Source organism: Rhodoferax sp. AJA081-3 (assembly GCF_017798165.1).
GTDB lineage: Bacteria > Pseudomonadota > Gammaproteobacteria > Burkholderiales > Burkholderiaceae_C > Allorhodoferax.
Map to the genome: position 1 here is coordinate 2,080,757 of NZ_CP059068.1, position 14,203 is coordinate 2,094,959.

Sequence of the window (14,203 nt, forward strand, 5' to 3'; positions counted from 1 at the left end):
GTGCGCGTTTGGCACCATGAGCCCGCCGCAGTCAGCCTGTTGGCCGCCGCATCCGTAGAAATGGCGCAACGCGAAAGACTCAAGCCCGCAGCAAGCCCAACAAACCTGCCGTGGAACCATCCAAGCCAGAAGCTTCGCCACTCAACAACCTAGCCTCCACGTCCTTGGCCAAGACCTTGCCCAGCTCCACGCCCCACTGGTCAAAACTGTTAATACCCCAGATGGAGCCGCTGACAAACACACGGTGCTCCTGCAAGGCAATCAGAGCACCCAACGTGGTCGGTGTGAGTTCATCCAACAACAAGAAGGTGCTGGGGCGGTTACCAGAAAAATTCTTGTGCCCACCCGTGGGCGTTATGCCCCCACGCGCGTCCACTGCGTGTGACTTGCTGCCCCCCAAGGGGGCTACGTCGCCTTGGGACGGCCCGGCGGCGTCGTGCTTGCCCACCATCAGCGCCTGCGCCTGCGCCAGCACATTCGCCAGCAGCAATGTCTGGTGGCCTTCTAACGCGTGCCTGGCTTTTTTCACCGCCACAAACTCCACCGGCACCACATCGGTCCCCTGGTGCAGCATCTGAAAGTAGGCGTGTTGTCCGTTGGTACCGGGCTCTCCCCATAGCGCGGGTGAGGTGGCAAACGGCAGGGCCTCGCCCGCGGCGTCCACGCGTTTGCCATTGCTCTCCATCTCCAGCTGCTGCAGGTAAGCGGGATAACGTTTCAGCGCGCTGTGGTACGGCGCAATGCTGCGGCTGGTAAAGCCATGGAAGTTGCGGTACCAGACATCCAGCAGGCCCAGGCGCACCGGCAGGTTGCTCTCCAGCGGCGCGGTGCGAAAGTGTTCGTCCATGTCGTGTGCACCGGCCAAAAAGGCTTTGAAACCCTGAGGCCCGATCGCCATCGCCAGCGGCAGGCCTATGGCCGACCACAACGAATACCGTCCGCCGACCCAGTCCCAAAAACCAAAGGTGGTGCTGATGCCAAAGGCCTTAGCAGCCTCCACATTGGTCGTCAGCGCCGCAAAGTGCCGCGCCGTGTCCGTGCCACCCTGCGCCGCAAACCAGGCCTTGGCCGAGCGCGCGTTGGTCATGGTCTCTATGGTGGTGAAGGTCTTGCTGGCAATCAGAAACAGTGTGCTCTCGGGCTTGAGTTTCTTCAGCACCGCGTCCAGCTCGTGACCATCCACGTTGGATACGAAGTGGAAGCGCTTGCCGGGTATCGCAAACGCATCCAGTGCCAGCACCGCCATTTGTGGGCCCAGGTCGGAGCCGCCAATGCCGATGTTGACCACATCGGTAATGGCTGCGTCGTCGCGCACGGTTTGGGCGTAGGCCAGCATGGCGTCCAGCGTGGTGTGCACCTGGCTCAGCTCTTTAGCTACATTTTCTATAGCATAACCGTTATATCCAACGGGGGCTAGGGGCGGAAAGCGCAAAAGCCAATGCATCACCGCACGGCTCTCCGTGTTGTTAATGGCCGCGCCGGCAAACATCGCGTCGCGGTGTGCCTCCACACCGCATTCGCGCGCCAGGTTCAGCAACAGGGTTTCGGTATCCGCATCCCAAAGGTTCTTGGACAGATCCGCAAACACATGGGGCGCGGACTGGCTGAAGCGCGCAAAACGTTCGGCGTCGCTGGCAAAAGCCTGGCGCAAATCCATCCCGGCGGCGCCGTTGGCAAACGCGGCTTGGAGTGCACCCCAGGCGGCGGTGCGGTCACAACGAACACGGGTCATGGCGTCACGCAGCCAGCATCAGCTGTTCGAGCTTGACGGCGTCCACACAGAAAGCGCGAATGCCTTCAGCCAGTTTTTCAGTGGCCATGGCGTCTTCGTTCAGGGCGTAGCGGAAACCGGCTTCGTCATATTGCACAGGCTGCAGGTCCAACTGATGGGCACGGTTGGCGTCCAGTGCTTTTTCCAGCGGAGCCTCCGTGGCGGCCAGAGTGGCCAACAGGTCAGGGCTGATGGTCAGCAGGTCACATCCTGCCAGCGCCGTGATTTGGCCCACGTTGCGAAAGCTCGCACCCATGACCTCGGTGGTGATGCCGAACTTCTTGTAGTAGTTGTAGATCTGGGTGACGGACAACACGCCAGGGTCGTTGGCACCGGCGCGTTCAGTCTCCACCCAGGCGGCACCGGCAGACTTCTTGTACCAGTCGTAAATGCGGCCGACAAACGGGGAAATCAGTTGCACCTTGGCTTGGCCGCAGGCTACGGCCTGGCAGAACGAAAACAACAAAGTGAGGTTGGTGTGAATACCCTTGCGCTCCAGCTGCTGGGCGGCTTGAATGCCTTCCCAAGTGGCGGCTACCTTGATCAACACACGGTCCACCGGAATGCTTTGTGCCTGGTACAACTCGATCAGGCGCTCGCCACGCGCCACGGTGGCACTGGTGTCAAAACTCAGGCGGGCATCGACCTCGGTGGATACACGCCCGGGGATGATGGAGAGGATCTCGCAACCAAAACGCACCAGCAGTCGGTCCATGGTTTCATCCAACGGGCGGTCACGGAACTGTGCCACTGTGTCCTTGAGCAATGGCCCGTAATCGGGCTTCTGCACCGCCTTGAGGATCAGCGAAGGATTGGTCGTTGCGTCCTGCGGCTGGAAGGCGCTGAGTTGCTTGAAGTCGCCGGTGTCGGCTACGACCGTGGTGAATTGTTTGAGTGCGTCGAGTTGATTCATGGTTGAATTATCCGTGAAACAAAGTTACATTACCGTGTCTTCTTTCATGTAACTCCAAAATTTTCTCTATGAGCTTTGATCTTGTCTTGTTCGGTGGCACGGGTGATTTGGCCTGGCGCAAACTCATGCCCGCGCTGTTTCAGGCCTTTCGCCACGGCTCTCTGCCCGAGGGCGGACGCATCATCGGCGTAGGGCGGGACGACCTGAGTGGCGAGCAGTACCGGTCGCTGATCCAGGCGCGATTTGACAAGGTCGACCTGGCCAAACGGCCCAGCGCAGAAGAGTTTGCGCGTTTTGCCGCCCTGTTGGACTTTGTCCGCATGGACCTGTCCAAGCCCGAGGATTACATCCACCTGGCTAACGCACTGCAGTCCCGCAATGCGGATACTGTGGTCATGTACCTGGCCACCGCGCCCAGTCTGTTCACCACGGTCTGTGAACAGCTGGCGGCCGCCAAACTCAACACGCCCCACACGCGTATCGTGCTGGAGAAACCCCTGGGGCACGACCTGGCCTCCAACCGCGCCATCAACCACACGGTGCGCCGGTTTTTTGACGAGAAGCAGGTCTTTCGCATCGACCACTACCTGGGCAAGCCCGCGGTACAAAATCTGTTTGCGCTGCGTTTTGGCAACGCCCTGTTTGAGCCCCTGTGGCGCCGTGAGCACATTGCCAACATCCAGATCACCATCTCTGAAGACCTGGGTGTGGAGAAACGCGGCGCGTTTTACGAGACCACCGGCGCGCTGCGTGACATGGTGCAGAACCACGCCTTGCAACTGCTGTGTGCCATTGGCATGGAGCCACCCATCAACTCCCACGCCGATGCCATCCGCGACGAAAAGCTCAAGGTGCTGCGTTCACTCAAGCCCTGGACACAGGAGTCTTTGACACAAGACGTGGTGCGCGGCCAGTACGCCAGCGGCAGCATCGATGGCGCCAAGGTGCCCGGTTACCGCGAAGAACTAGGCGTCAACCCGCAGAGCAATACCGAAACTTTTGTCGCACTGCGTACCGAAATCGCCAACTGGCGCTGGGCCGGTGTGCCGTTTTACATCCGCACCGGCAAGCGCCTGACGGGCCGTGATGCCCACATCGTGGTCAACTTCCGGCCCACGCCGCATGCGATTTTTAACTCCCAGATTGGGGTTGCCAATCGCCTGGTCATCAACCTGCAGCCCAAGGATGGCTTGGAACTGCATCTACTGGCGCAAGGACAAAACAACCGCCAGGCCAAGGCCGGTGCAGCGCAAGCCCTGGTGCCAGTTCAACTGGACCTGGACTTTGACAAACGTTTTGGCTCCGAGCGTGTAGGCGCCTACGAGCGCTTGCTGTTGGACGTGATCGACGACCGCCTGAACCTGTTTGTGCGCAGCGATGAACAAGAGGAGGCATGGCGCTGGGTGGAGCCCATCATGAACCACTGGACCAATGATGCCCAGGGCCCGCGCATGTATGCTGCCGGTAGCTGGGGGCCGAGTGCATCCAGCGCGATGATTGCCCGTGACGGTTATTGCTGGTCTGAAGAAAGCTAAAAGTATGTATTTGAAACCCACACACAAGGTCGGCTTGCCATGCTAGACCGTATTCAGGCTGCCCTTCCCTCTCTGGCCCCTGCGGAGCAACGTGTGGGAAAACTCTGCCTGGCAGACCCGCGCATGTTTGCCAAGCTGCCGGTCAGCGTGCTGGCCGACCGCTCACACGTCAGCAAACCCACTGTGGTGCGGTTTTGCCGCAGCGTGGGTTATGACGGGCTTGCCGACTTCAAGCGCAAACTGGCAGGCACGGTTAACGAGGGGGTGCCGTTTATCCACCGCAGTGTGGACACCGATGACAAAACCTCGGACGTGATGGTCAAGGTCATCGACAACACGGTGGCCGCCTTCCTGAAATACCGCAACGAGGCCAGCACCCTCGCGCTGGACAAGGCCATAGCCGCCTTGCTGCTGGCCTACCAGGACAAACACCGCATCCTGTTTTTCGGTGTGGGTAATTCGGGCGTGGTGGCCCAGGACGCGCACCACAAGTTTTTCCGCCTGGGTGTCAACACGGTTTCCTACAGTGACGGGCACATGCAGGTCATGAGTGCATCGGCGTTGGAGCCGGGGGATTGTGTGGTCGTCATCAGCAACTCCGGTCGCACCCGGGACTTGATGGACGCCTGCGACATCGCGCGCAAAAACGGCGCTACCACCATTGTGATCACCGCCAGCGGTTCACCCTTGGCCAGCGCGGGGCATATCCACCTCAGCGCCGACCATCCGGAGAGCTTTGACAAGTACAGCCCCATGGTCTCGCGCCTCTTGCACCTGATGATCATCGACATCCTGGCCACCTGCATGGCACTGCGCATTGGTGGAGCGACGCTGCAACCCCTGCTGCGCGAAATGAAGAGCAATTTGCGCAGCAAACGCTACACCTGAAACGACACCAAGAATGCAAAAACCCCGCTACGTTGCCGTAGCGGGGTTTTTGACTTGAAACCCTTAACTGGCTTACGCCAGCGTCAGATTAGAAGTTGTGGCGAACGCCAATGCCGTATGTCTTGGACTGAACAGCAGTCTTCTTGACAGCGGTGCCGGACTTGCCGTCATCGTAGTAAGCGCCGTACACAGTTGTACGCTTGCTCAGGCTGTAACCAGCGTAAGCCAACCAGTTGGTGTCGTCATAGCCGGTGTCTTGAGCGACGTCAACTGTGAACTTCCATGGGCCCATAGGCAAAGAAGCACCCAAAGACCAACCTTGCGATTGACCAACTGCGTCTTGGAAGGAAGCTGCAACGATGAACGAACCGAAGTTGTAGTTTGCGCCCAGAGCGTAGTTGCCGTCAGAAGCGTTGCTCAGCTTGTTGTAGGACAGAGCAGCAGCCAGAGGGCCAGCAGCGTAGATCACATTGGCGTCAACTTTGCTCACGTTTTGGTTAGGAGCAACAGCCAGGTCCAACTCGGTCACATAACCGACAGTAGCGGACAGACCACCCATCTTAGGTGTGGTGTAGCTGAATTCGCTGCTGTTGCGCGAACCGGCACCGGCGAAAGCAAACTGGTTGCCAACGGCTGTGAAGTTAGCAGCGCCAGTCAGTTCCCATGTGGCCACGCCGAAGAACGATGGGGACAGTGTACGGCCAGCCTTCAGGCGACCGAATCCGCCGTCCAGAGCCATGTATGCGTAACGGCCGTCAGATGTACCAGTAGCGCCGGTTTCGTAGTTGATGTTTTGTTCGAACTGAGCTGTCAGCTTCATGCCGCCGCCCAGATCTTCAACAGCGCGGATGCCCCAACGGCTGTTACCGTCGTTCAAAGTGCCATTGCCGGACATCGAAGCGTCGCTACGAGCACCAGCCATGTCGGTTGCGGACAAGGACAGGTCAGCAACACCGTACAAAGTAACTTGCGCCATGGAGGCGGTCGAAGCGGCCAAAACGGCCAAAGCGATGAGGGTTTTTTTCATTTCGGGTTTCTCAAAAAGGTTAAACAGCGGGCTCAGGTCCTACGGGATCAGAACCCCGGGCCAACCTCCTAGTTCAGGAAGTTGGATGTATTACACCAGACCCATGCCGGTTTGGCAAAGCATTGACCTTAAAAAGTCGGTAAAAACCCGAAATCCACAGGCTTCCGTTGCAGGGGTGCAACAATTTGTTTCCCCCGTACGACACCCTCAATCGCGCTAGACTGGCGCACTGATCTTTTTTCGGAGTGTCCCCATGGATTCGCTGCTAAACGCCGCAGATTCCGCCCTGCGCACGCTGTTTGCGAAGCCACATGCCGCGCAGCCCTGCCCTACGCTGGCGGAGCAGGCCACACAGCTCGACGCCTCGCAAAGCCGAGCATCCGCAGCGCTGATGCGGGTTAACCATGTGGGCGAGGTGTGTGCCCAAGCGTTATACACAGCCCAGGCCCTGACGACACGCAACCCCACCCTGCGCGCCCATTTCACCCAGGCTTGCATCGAAGAAACCGACCATTTGGCCTGGACCGCCCAGCGCCTGGACGAATTAAATGCCAGGCCTTCTCTGTTGAATCCGCTCTGGTATGCCGGCGCGTTTGGGCTCGGGCTTTTAGCGGGTCGTTTGGGTGACAGGGTCAGCCTGGGCTTCGTTGTAGAAACTGAAATTCAAGTTGGTGCTCACTTGCAAAGTCACTTAGACCAGCTGCCAGTGGATGATCATGCCTCACGTGCCATCGTTTCCCAGATGCGGGACGACGAATTGCGGCATGCCCACGCCGCCCAAGATGCCGGCGCCATGGAGTTGCCGCAGCCGGTTAAAGACATGATGCGCGCCGCCGCCAAGGTCATGACCACCGTGGCGCACCACGTTTAAGCGTCTAAAAGCTCAAAACTGGTCGTAATTTCGGCCATCTTCGCCAACATAATGCTGGCGGAGCAATACTTTTCATGGCTCAGGGCAATCGCCCGTTCGACCGCAACCGCTGGTATCGCCTTTCCGGTCACCGTGAAATGCATGTGGATTTTGGTGAACACCTTGGGCTCGGTCTGCGCGCGTTCTGCCGTCAGCTTGACGGTACAGCCCTGCACCGCATGGCGGCCGCGTTTCAAGATCAGCACCACGTCATACGCCGTGCAGCCGCCGGTTCCGGCCAATACCGTTTCCATCGGACGGGGCGCCAGGTTTTGGCCGCCGTTCTCCGGCTTATCAGCATCGGGGGCGCCGTCCATCACCAGCGTATGGCCGCTGCCGGTTTCGGCTACAAAACCCATCGCAGAGCGTGTGCTCAAGCCCCCGGTCCAACTGACTGTGCATTCCATGTTCTTGCTCCTTAGCGTTCGTGGCATGCCGCATCCGCGGCCAAACTGGCGATTATCATGCGTCAACACTTGCCCCTCTGCCATGACGACCCAACAGCCACACCATCTGACGCCTGACGACTACCTGAAGAAAATCCTGACCGCCCGTGTCTACGATGTAGCCACAGAATCGGCGCTGGAACCTGCCAAGCAATTGGGCAAACGCTTGCACAACACCGTGCTGCTCAAACGTGAAGACCAGCAGCCGGTGCGCAGTTTCAAATTGCGGGGCGCCTACAACAAGATGGCCCATCTCAGCGCAGAACAGTTGGCCAAAGGTGTAATTTGCGCCTCTGCCGGGAACCACGCCCAAGGTGTGGCACTCAGCGCACACAAACTAGGCGCGCGGGCCGTCATCGTGATGCCGACCACCACACCCCAGGTCAAGGTAGACGCCGTGCGCGGCTTCGGTGGCGAAGTGGTGCTGCATGGCGACAGCTACTCGGACGCTTATGCCCATTCGTTAGCCTTGCAGAAGAAGCAGGGGCTGACCTTCGTCCACCCGTTTGACGACCCCGATGTGATTGCCGGCCAGGGCACGATTGCGATGGAAATCCTGCGCCAGGTGCAAACCTTGCACAAACCATTGGATGCCGTTTTTGTGGCCATCGGCGGCGGCGGATTGGTATCGGGCGTGGCCAACTACATCAAGGCTGTGGACCCGCGTATCAAGGTCATTGGTGTGCAAACCAGCGACTCCGACGCCATGCTGCAATCGGTTACCGCAAAACAGCGGGTTACCCTGGACGATGTTGGCCTGTTTGCCGATGGTACCGCCGTAAAACTGGTGGGTGAAGAAACTTTCCGGATTGCCAGCGGCCTGGTTGATGAATACATCGTGGTGGACACCGACGCGGTGTGCGCCGCCATCAAGGACATCTTTATCGACACCCGCAGCATTGTTGAGCCCTCAGGCGCGATGGCTGTCGCGGCGGTCAAACAATACGTCGCCACAAACAAAACCAAGGGTGAGACCTATGCCGCCATTTTGTGCGGCGCCAACATGAATTTCGACCGCCTGCGTTTTGTAGCGGAGCGGGCGGAAGTAGGTGAAGAACGCGAGGCGCTCTTTGCCGTCACCATTCCCGAAGAACGCGGCAGCTTCAAACGCTTTTGTGAACTGATCGGCGAACTGCCCGGCGGCCCACGCAACGTGACCGAATTCAACTACCGCATCAGCGATTCCGCAAAAGCCCACGTATTTGTAGGCCTGACCACGCAGGGCAAGGGTGAATCGGGCAAGGTGGCACTCAACTTCACCAAACACGGTTTCCAGACACTGGACCTGACCCATGACGAGCTGGCCAAGGAACACATCCGCCACATGGTCGGCGGCCACTCTGCATTGGCAGATAACGAGCGCTTGTTGCGCTTTGTATTCCCCGAACGCCCAGGTGCACTGATGAAGTTTCTGAGCCTGATGCGACCCGGCTGGAACATCAGCCTGTTCCACTACCGCAACCAGGGTGCAGATTACGGGCGCATCCTGGTGGGCCTGCAGGTACCCAAGACCGACGACAAGGCCTTTGCCAAGTTCCTGCAAACCCTGGACTTTCCGTACGTAGAAGAGACCCACAATCCGGTCTACCGCATGTTCCTGCAAAGCTGATATGGGAATATCTCTGGACGGCAAACTGGTGGTGGCGATATCGAGCCGCGCACTGTTCGACTTTGAAGAAGAGAACCAGGTCTTCGAGCAAAACGACGACACGGCCTACATGCGTTTGCAGTTGGAGCGTTTGGACATCCCGGCCAAACCCGGCGTGGCGTTTTCGCTGGTGCAGAAACTTTTGGCCTTCAATGACACGGCGTCGCAAAAGGTTGAGGTTGTCATTCTGTCGCGAAACGACCCCGTCAGCGGTCTGCGTGTCATGAAGTCGGCCGCGCACTATGCGCTGCCCATCATTCGTTGTTCATTCACGCGGGGCGAACCTCCGTGGCGCTACCTCAAGCCTCTGCATGCCAATCTGTTTCTGAGCACCCACCTCAGCGATGTACGCGCAGCCCTGGCCGCTGGTGTGCCGGCCGCGCAGGTGTACCCGCTGTCAGCACATGCCAGTGTCGCCCACCCCCATGAAGTGCGGATCGCGTTTGACGGCGACGCCGTGCTGTTCAGCGATGAAGCGGAAAGGGTGTACCAGGACCAAGGCTTGAATGCATTCCAACAGCACGAAATGGACAAAGTGGCCCTGCCCCTTCCAGACGGCCCTTTCAAGCCCCTACTGGTCGCCTTGCATGCACTTCAACAAGCCGCCACGCCACACATGCGCATTCGTACCGCGCTGGTCACCGCCCGCAGTGCCCCGGCCCACGAACGCGCCATCCGCACGTTGATGAACTGGAATATTGCGGTGGATGAGGCCATGTTCCTGGGCGGCCTGGACAAAGGCGAGTTTCTGCGCGAGTTCGAGCCCGACTTCTTTTTTGACGACCAGACCGGGCACATCGAATCTGCAGCCCGGCACGTTCCGTCGGGCCATGTTGCCAGTGGCGTGCGCAACGGTTAAGCGCGCGAAAATCCGGCAAACCCTTTGGCCCGCAGCACACAGGCAGGACATTCACCGCAGCCATAGCCCCAAACGTGCCGGTGCGCGCGGTCACCCAGGTAACACGAGTGGGTGTGTTCCACAATCAGATCCACCAATGGCTGACCACCCAAGTCATGCGCCATGGTCCATGTAGCGGCCTTGTCGATCCACATCAAAGGCGTCTCGATCAGGAATCGTTTGTCCATGCCCAGTGACAGCGCCAACTGCATGGCTTTCATGGTGTCGTCCCGGCAATCCGGGTAGCCCGAAAAATCGGTCTCACACACCCCGGTCACGATGACCTGCAAGTCGCGCCGGTAGGCCACGGCCGCAGCCAGGGTCATGAACAACAGGTTGCGTCCTGGCACAAAGGTGTTCGGCAAGCCCGTGCTTTCCATGCGGAAAGCCGTATCACGCGTGAGAGAGGTTTCGCTGACTGCGCCCAACACCGCCAGGTCCAGCATGTGGTCTTCTCCCAGTTTGTGGGCCCACTGCGGAAACTGCGCGCGTATTTCACGCAACACCACCATGCGCGCCTCCAGCTCTACGCTGTGGCGCTGGCGGTAGTCAAAAGCAATGGTTTCAACGCGTTCGTAACGTTGCAGGGCGTGGGCCAGACAGGTCGTGGAGTCCTGGCCGCCAGAAAATAGGACAAGGGCGCTGGTGTGCATAGCCCCAATGTTAAAACACCGCACCGCCTGACCCCACTATGGCGGTCAGAGGCGCTCGTTCTTCTTGATGGTGTTGTGGTCGTAGACCAGCACTTCTTTGGCAAGGTTGCCCGGCATATCTGACGGGGCGGCAGGAACCGGCGGATTCATCTGGTTGTTCACCTGCTCCAGCTGCACTGCGCTGGCACTGGCCGTCCAGAGGTTTTTGATGTGGTCCATCAACAGCTGGTACATGGGCTTGGGCGGTGGGTCTTCTACCTTTTCAGTCGCGGGCCGGTGAATGGTCCAGTCCTTTGGCGCGGTGGCGGCTTCCGAGCCCGGTCGGCCAGGGTCCGAAACGCTGGCGTATACCGATTCATTTTCACTCGACTTGAGTGCGGGGTTCACCATGTCCACCACACTGGGCACAGGCTCCAGGGTGGGGCGTGCAGTCACCGAAGGGTTGACCGGCGCAACCGGTATTACCCTGTTTGCCCCGGCCGAGACCATGTCGGCGCCGCTGGGGCGCTGACTTGGTGATCGATCAATGGTAGGCAACTGCATTTTGGTTTGGGCTCTGGGCCCCTCCACTTACTTTTCTTCGTAGACGTAAGTTTCTTAACGGCAGATTTAGAGGGTTATTTAGGGCTATTTTTAAAAATATTTGCAAATAAACGAAAAAAGCATAAAAAAAGGCCCCAAATTCGCACCGAACTGGTGCAGGTCGGGTTTCAGCTTCACTTTCCAGCGCTGTACACCCCCACAAACCGGTCCAGGATGGCCGCATGGTCCTCAAACAACTGGTCTTCCAGACCGGCCAGGCTGTCCAGGGGAATCCACTTGGCCTCCAGCGCGTCATCGGCCCCCTTGATTTCTGGCAAGCGGACGGCGCCCAGGTCAAAGTAGAAGGCGTTGGTTATCAGGCGTCCCCGTGCACTGCGCAGCGGGTGGTCAAACACCTGGCTGGCCTTCAAGGCATGGCGCATGGTGGAATCCAGGGTCTTGAAACCGGTCTCTTCGTACAACTCGCGCAGCGCAGCTGTATAAAAGCGCTCCCCTTTGTCGACAAAGCCCCCCGGCAGCGCCCACTGCCCATGGCCTACATCACCGCCACGGCGGATCAGCAATACGTGCCCGTTGGCGACCAGGACGGCATCGGCCGTCAGGTACACATCGGCCGACCACTTCTTGCGATACTGCACCACCGTGTTGTGCTCCAGCACCCGCTGTGCATACACCGGCAGACGCGACCAGGCCTGCAGATACGCCAGCACTCCTGCGCACACATGCGGGCGCAACACGGCCAGGCGCGCGTCGGGGTCGGACCCTTCAAAAAACACATTGCGCAGGGAGGTGGCGTCAATATCGAACTCCTGCAGCACCGCCTGCCACACCCAGGTTGGGAAATGGTCCAGGTAATAACTGGTGTGGTCCTTTTTAAAACCCACCAAGGTCACCGGACCTGAGCCGCCCGTGAGCTGCTGGACGCCGGCACGCACTGCAGTGTTCCAGCGGTCGTCGTCAAAATAATCACGCACGGACAGAAACTTCACCCGGCCAACGGCGTCTGGTGGCAGTGTGGCCTGGATCATGGCCTGGCGCTCCTCCCAGTTGAAGGGGTTGCGCACATCGCGCGAACGGAATGCCGAGCCGATGACCACAATCACCTGCGCCGCAGCCGCCAGCGCGGCCTTGAGCAGGGTTTTATGGCCCTTATGGAAGAGCTGCCAACGTCCGACAATGATGGCCGTGCCCGGTGGTGGTGGGCTGGCAGGGGTGTTTTGCATGGTGCTGTGCCTTCTCTATAGGGATATCGGTCTACGCGTATTGGACTGCAGCAATGGGCACCTGGCGGCCGCTGCCAAAGGCCTTGCCCCGCACCCGCAGAACCGGCGGTGCCTGGCGGCGTTTGTATTCGTTGCGGGCAATCATCTTCTGGATACGAACGATCAATGCCATGCCCTCCGGCACAGCACGCAGTTCGGCCATCTTGGCATCGGCATGTTCACGTTCCGCATGTGCCAGGCGGTCGCCTTCAATAAGATGCTTGAGGATTTCATCCAGCACGTCATACGGCGGCAAACTGTCCGTGTCCTTTTGCCCCGGGGCCAGCTCCGCAGACGGTGGCTTATCGATGATGGCCGCGGGTATCAGCTCCCACCCCGCGGTGGTGTTGATGTGCCGGCACAGCGCAAAAATCTCGGTCTTGTACAAATCACCAATCAGGCCCAGCCCCCCATTGGTGTCGCCGTATAAGGTGCAATAACCTACCGACACCTCGCTTTTGTTGCCGGTGGTCAGCAGCAGGTGGCCAAAGCGGTTGGAAAACTCCATCAGTGTGGTGCCCCGCACGCGGGCTTGCAAATTCTCCAGCGGCAAGCCTTGCAGGGTTTCACCAAAGGATGCGGCATAGGTTTCTTCGAAGGCCGAGACGATGGATTTGATCGGATGTTCGATCAGGCGGATACCCAGGTTGCGGCACAACACCACCGAATCCGACACACTGCCCTCGCTGGAGAATTTGGACGGCATCGTGATACCCACCACGTTTGCGGCGCCCAGTGCCTCCACCGCCAAGACCAGCGTCAGCGCCGAATCGATACCACCAGACGAGCCCACCACCGCTTGCGTGAACCCGCAGCGCCGCGCATAGTCCTTCAGCCCCAGCACGATTTGTTGTCGGTAAAACTCCATGGTGGGCAAGCCCGCCTTTGGCACCGTCGGCAAGGCCGCGCCATCATGCTGGACGAAGACCCGGCCGACCGGATCAAAACTGAGGGTTGTCACATCTTCTGCAAAACGCCTGGCCTCATAAACCACCACACCCTGGGCATCTACCGCGAACGACGCTCCGTCGTACACCAACTGGTCGTGCCCGCCAATCTGGTTCACATACAACAAGGGCAGCCTGTGCCGGGCGCAGGCCGCACCGAACACCGTGTGGCGCTGTTCGCGTTTGCCGATATTGCTGGGGCTTGCGTTGATGGACACCACCAGATCCGGTGCGGCGTCGGCCAAACGCTGGAACGGGTTGACGACGTAGTCCTGCCCATCGTCATTCCAGCCATCCTCGCAAATCATCAACCCGATCTGCACATCCCCCACGCGCAGCACACGTGTCACGTCCGGGCCGGGCTCAAAATGGCGGCGTTCATCAAAGATGTTGTAGGTGGGCAGCAATTGCTTGGCGTATTGCAACACTTGCTCGCCGTTCTTCAACACCAGCAGGGCGTTGTAAAAAGGCTTACCGATGCCCGCACGGCGCACGGGCGCACCCACCACCCAATAGAGCTTGGGTGTTTCGCGTGTCGCCAACAGCAGCTGGGCCAGGCCTGCTTCCACACGTGCCTGGAAACTGGCGTCGTCCAGCAGGTCGCCCGGGTAGTAGGCGGTCAGGCTCATCTCGGGGAACACCACAATGTCTGCGGCCTCGTCACGCGCCTGGCGTGCGGCCTGCAGCATCAGAGCGATGTTGCCGGTGATGTCTCCGATGGTCGGGTTGATTTGGGCACTGGTGATGCGCAGCATGATGGTG

Annotated in this window: 14 protein-coding genes; 6 read left to right on the forward strand and 8 right to left on the reverse strand. The window is 59.3% G+C overall.

From position 1 onward, the window contains the following. Window positions 1-79 precede the first annotated feature (79 nt). Window positions 80-1,732, reverse strand: a complete 1,653-nt coding sequence (pgi, locus tag HZ993_RS09705; protein WP_209397464.1) for a glucose-6-phosphate isomerase — start codon at window positions 1,730-1,732, stop codon at window positions 80-82. Between the two features lie 4 nt (window positions 1,733-1,736). After that, a complete protein-coding gene (gene tal, locus HZ993_RS09710; RefSeq protein ID WP_209397466.1) occupies window positions 1,737-2,684 on the reverse strand; it encodes a transaldolase in 948 nt (315 codons plus the stop codon). 68 nt (window positions 2,685-2,752) lie between these two features. Here tal and zwf point away from each other — a divergent pair, with 68 nt between their 5' ends. Together zwf and HZ993_RS09720 are read left to right on the forward strand one after the other, a co-directional pair. After that, entirely contained in the window at window positions 2,753-4,219 is a 1,467-nt protein-coding gene (gene zwf / locus HZ993_RS09715) for a glucose-6-phosphate dehydrogenase (RefSeq protein ID WP_209397468.1), read from the forward strand. A gap of 39 nt (window positions 4,220-4,258) precedes the next feature. Then, window positions 4,259-5,107, forward strand: a complete 849-nt coding sequence (locus HZ993_RS09720; RefSeq protein WP_209397470.1) for a MurR/RpiR family transcriptional regulator — start codon at window positions 4,259-4,261, stop codon at window positions 5,105-5,107. Window positions 5,108-5,195: 88 nt separating this feature from the next. Here the strand turns inward: HZ993_RS09720 and HZ993_RS09725 are convergent, their stop codons facing one another. Further along, the gene (locus HZ993_RS09725) at window positions 5,196-6,134 is read right to left on the reverse strand and encodes a porin (protein ID WP_209397472.1); all 939 of its coding nucleotides are present in this window, start codon (window positions 6,132-6,134) and stop codon (window positions 5,196-5,198) included. Window positions 6,135-6,387: 253 nt separating this feature from the next. On the opposite strand from HZ993_RS09725, the gene coq7 reads away from it, so the two are divergent. Beyond that, window positions 6,388-7,005, forward strand: coding sequence for a 2-polyprenyl-3-methyl-6-methoxy-1,4-benzoquinone monooxygenase (gene coq7, locus HZ993_RS09730; RefSeq protein ID WP_209397474.1), 618 nt, complete (start codon window positions 6,388-6,390; stop codon window positions 7,003-7,005). On the opposite strand, the gene HZ993_RS09735 is transcribed toward coq7, so the two are convergent. Further along, entirely contained in the window at window positions 7,002-7,451 is a 450-nt protein-coding gene (locus HZ993_RS09735; protein WP_209397476.1) for an OsmC family protein, read from the reverse strand. The two genes, coq7 and HZ993_RS09735, sit on opposite strands and share 4 nt — an antisense overlap. 82 nt (window positions 7,452-7,533) lie before the next feature. Between HZ993_RS09735 and ilvA the strand changes: the two genes are divergently transcribed. Together ilvA and HZ993_RS09745 are read left to right on the forward strand one after the other, a co-directional pair. Continuing rightward, window positions 7,534-9,099: a threonine ammonia-lyase, biosynthetic gene (gene ilvA, locus HZ993_RS09740; protein ID WP_209397478.1), complete on the forward strand. Its 1,566-nt coding sequence runs from the start codon at window positions 7,534-7,536 to the stop codon at window positions 9,097-9,099. A gap of 1 nt (window position 9,100) precedes the next feature. Further along, complete coding sequence (locus HZ993_RS09745; protein ID WP_209397480.1) at window positions 9,101-9,997, forward strand: 5'-nucleotidase; 897 nt, start codon at window positions 9,101-9,103, stop codon at window positions 9,995-9,997. Here HZ993_RS09745 and queC read toward each other — a convergent pair. Together queC and HZ993_RS09755 are read right to left on the reverse strand one after the other, a co-directional pair. Beyond that, window positions 9,994-10,689, reverse strand: coding sequence for a 7-cyano-7-deazaguanine synthase QueC (queC, locus tag HZ993_RS09750; RefSeq protein ID WP_209397482.1), 696 nt, complete (start codon window positions 10,687-10,689; stop codon window positions 9,994-9,996). The genes HZ993_RS09745 and queC overlap by 4 nt on opposite strands. Window positions 10,690-10,734: 45 nt before the next feature. Continuing rightward, window positions 10,735-11,079, reverse strand: coding sequence for a hypothetical protein (locus HZ993_RS09755; protein WP_209397484.1), 345 nt, complete (start codon window positions 11,077-11,079; stop codon window positions 10,735-10,737). Here HZ993_RS09755 and HZ993_RS24750 point away from each other — a divergent pair. Beyond that, complete coding sequence (locus tag HZ993_RS24750) at window positions 11,078-11,200, forward strand: hypothetical protein (protein ID WP_256440976.1); 123 nt, start codon at window positions 11,078-11,080, stop codon at window positions 11,198-11,200. The genes HZ993_RS09755 and HZ993_RS24750 overlap by 2 nt on opposite strands. Window positions 11,201-11,405: 205 nt before the next feature. On the opposite strand, the gene HZ993_RS09760 is transcribed toward HZ993_RS24750, so the two are convergent. Together HZ993_RS09760 and HZ993_RS09765 are read right to left on the reverse strand one after the other, a co-directional pair. Continuing rightward, window positions 11,406-12,455: an NUDIX domain-containing protein gene (locus tag HZ993_RS09760; protein WP_209397486.1), complete on the reverse strand. Its 1,050-nt coding sequence runs from the start codon at window positions 12,453-12,455 to the stop codon at window positions 11,406-11,408. 31 nt (window positions 12,456-12,486) lie between these two features. Then, window positions 12,487-14,196, reverse strand: a complete 1,710-nt coding sequence (locus tag HZ993_RS09765) for an NAD+ synthase (protein ID WP_209397488.1) — start codon at window positions 14,194-14,196, stop codon at window positions 12,487-12,489. Between the last annotated feature and the right edge of the window lie 7 nt (window positions 14,197-14,203).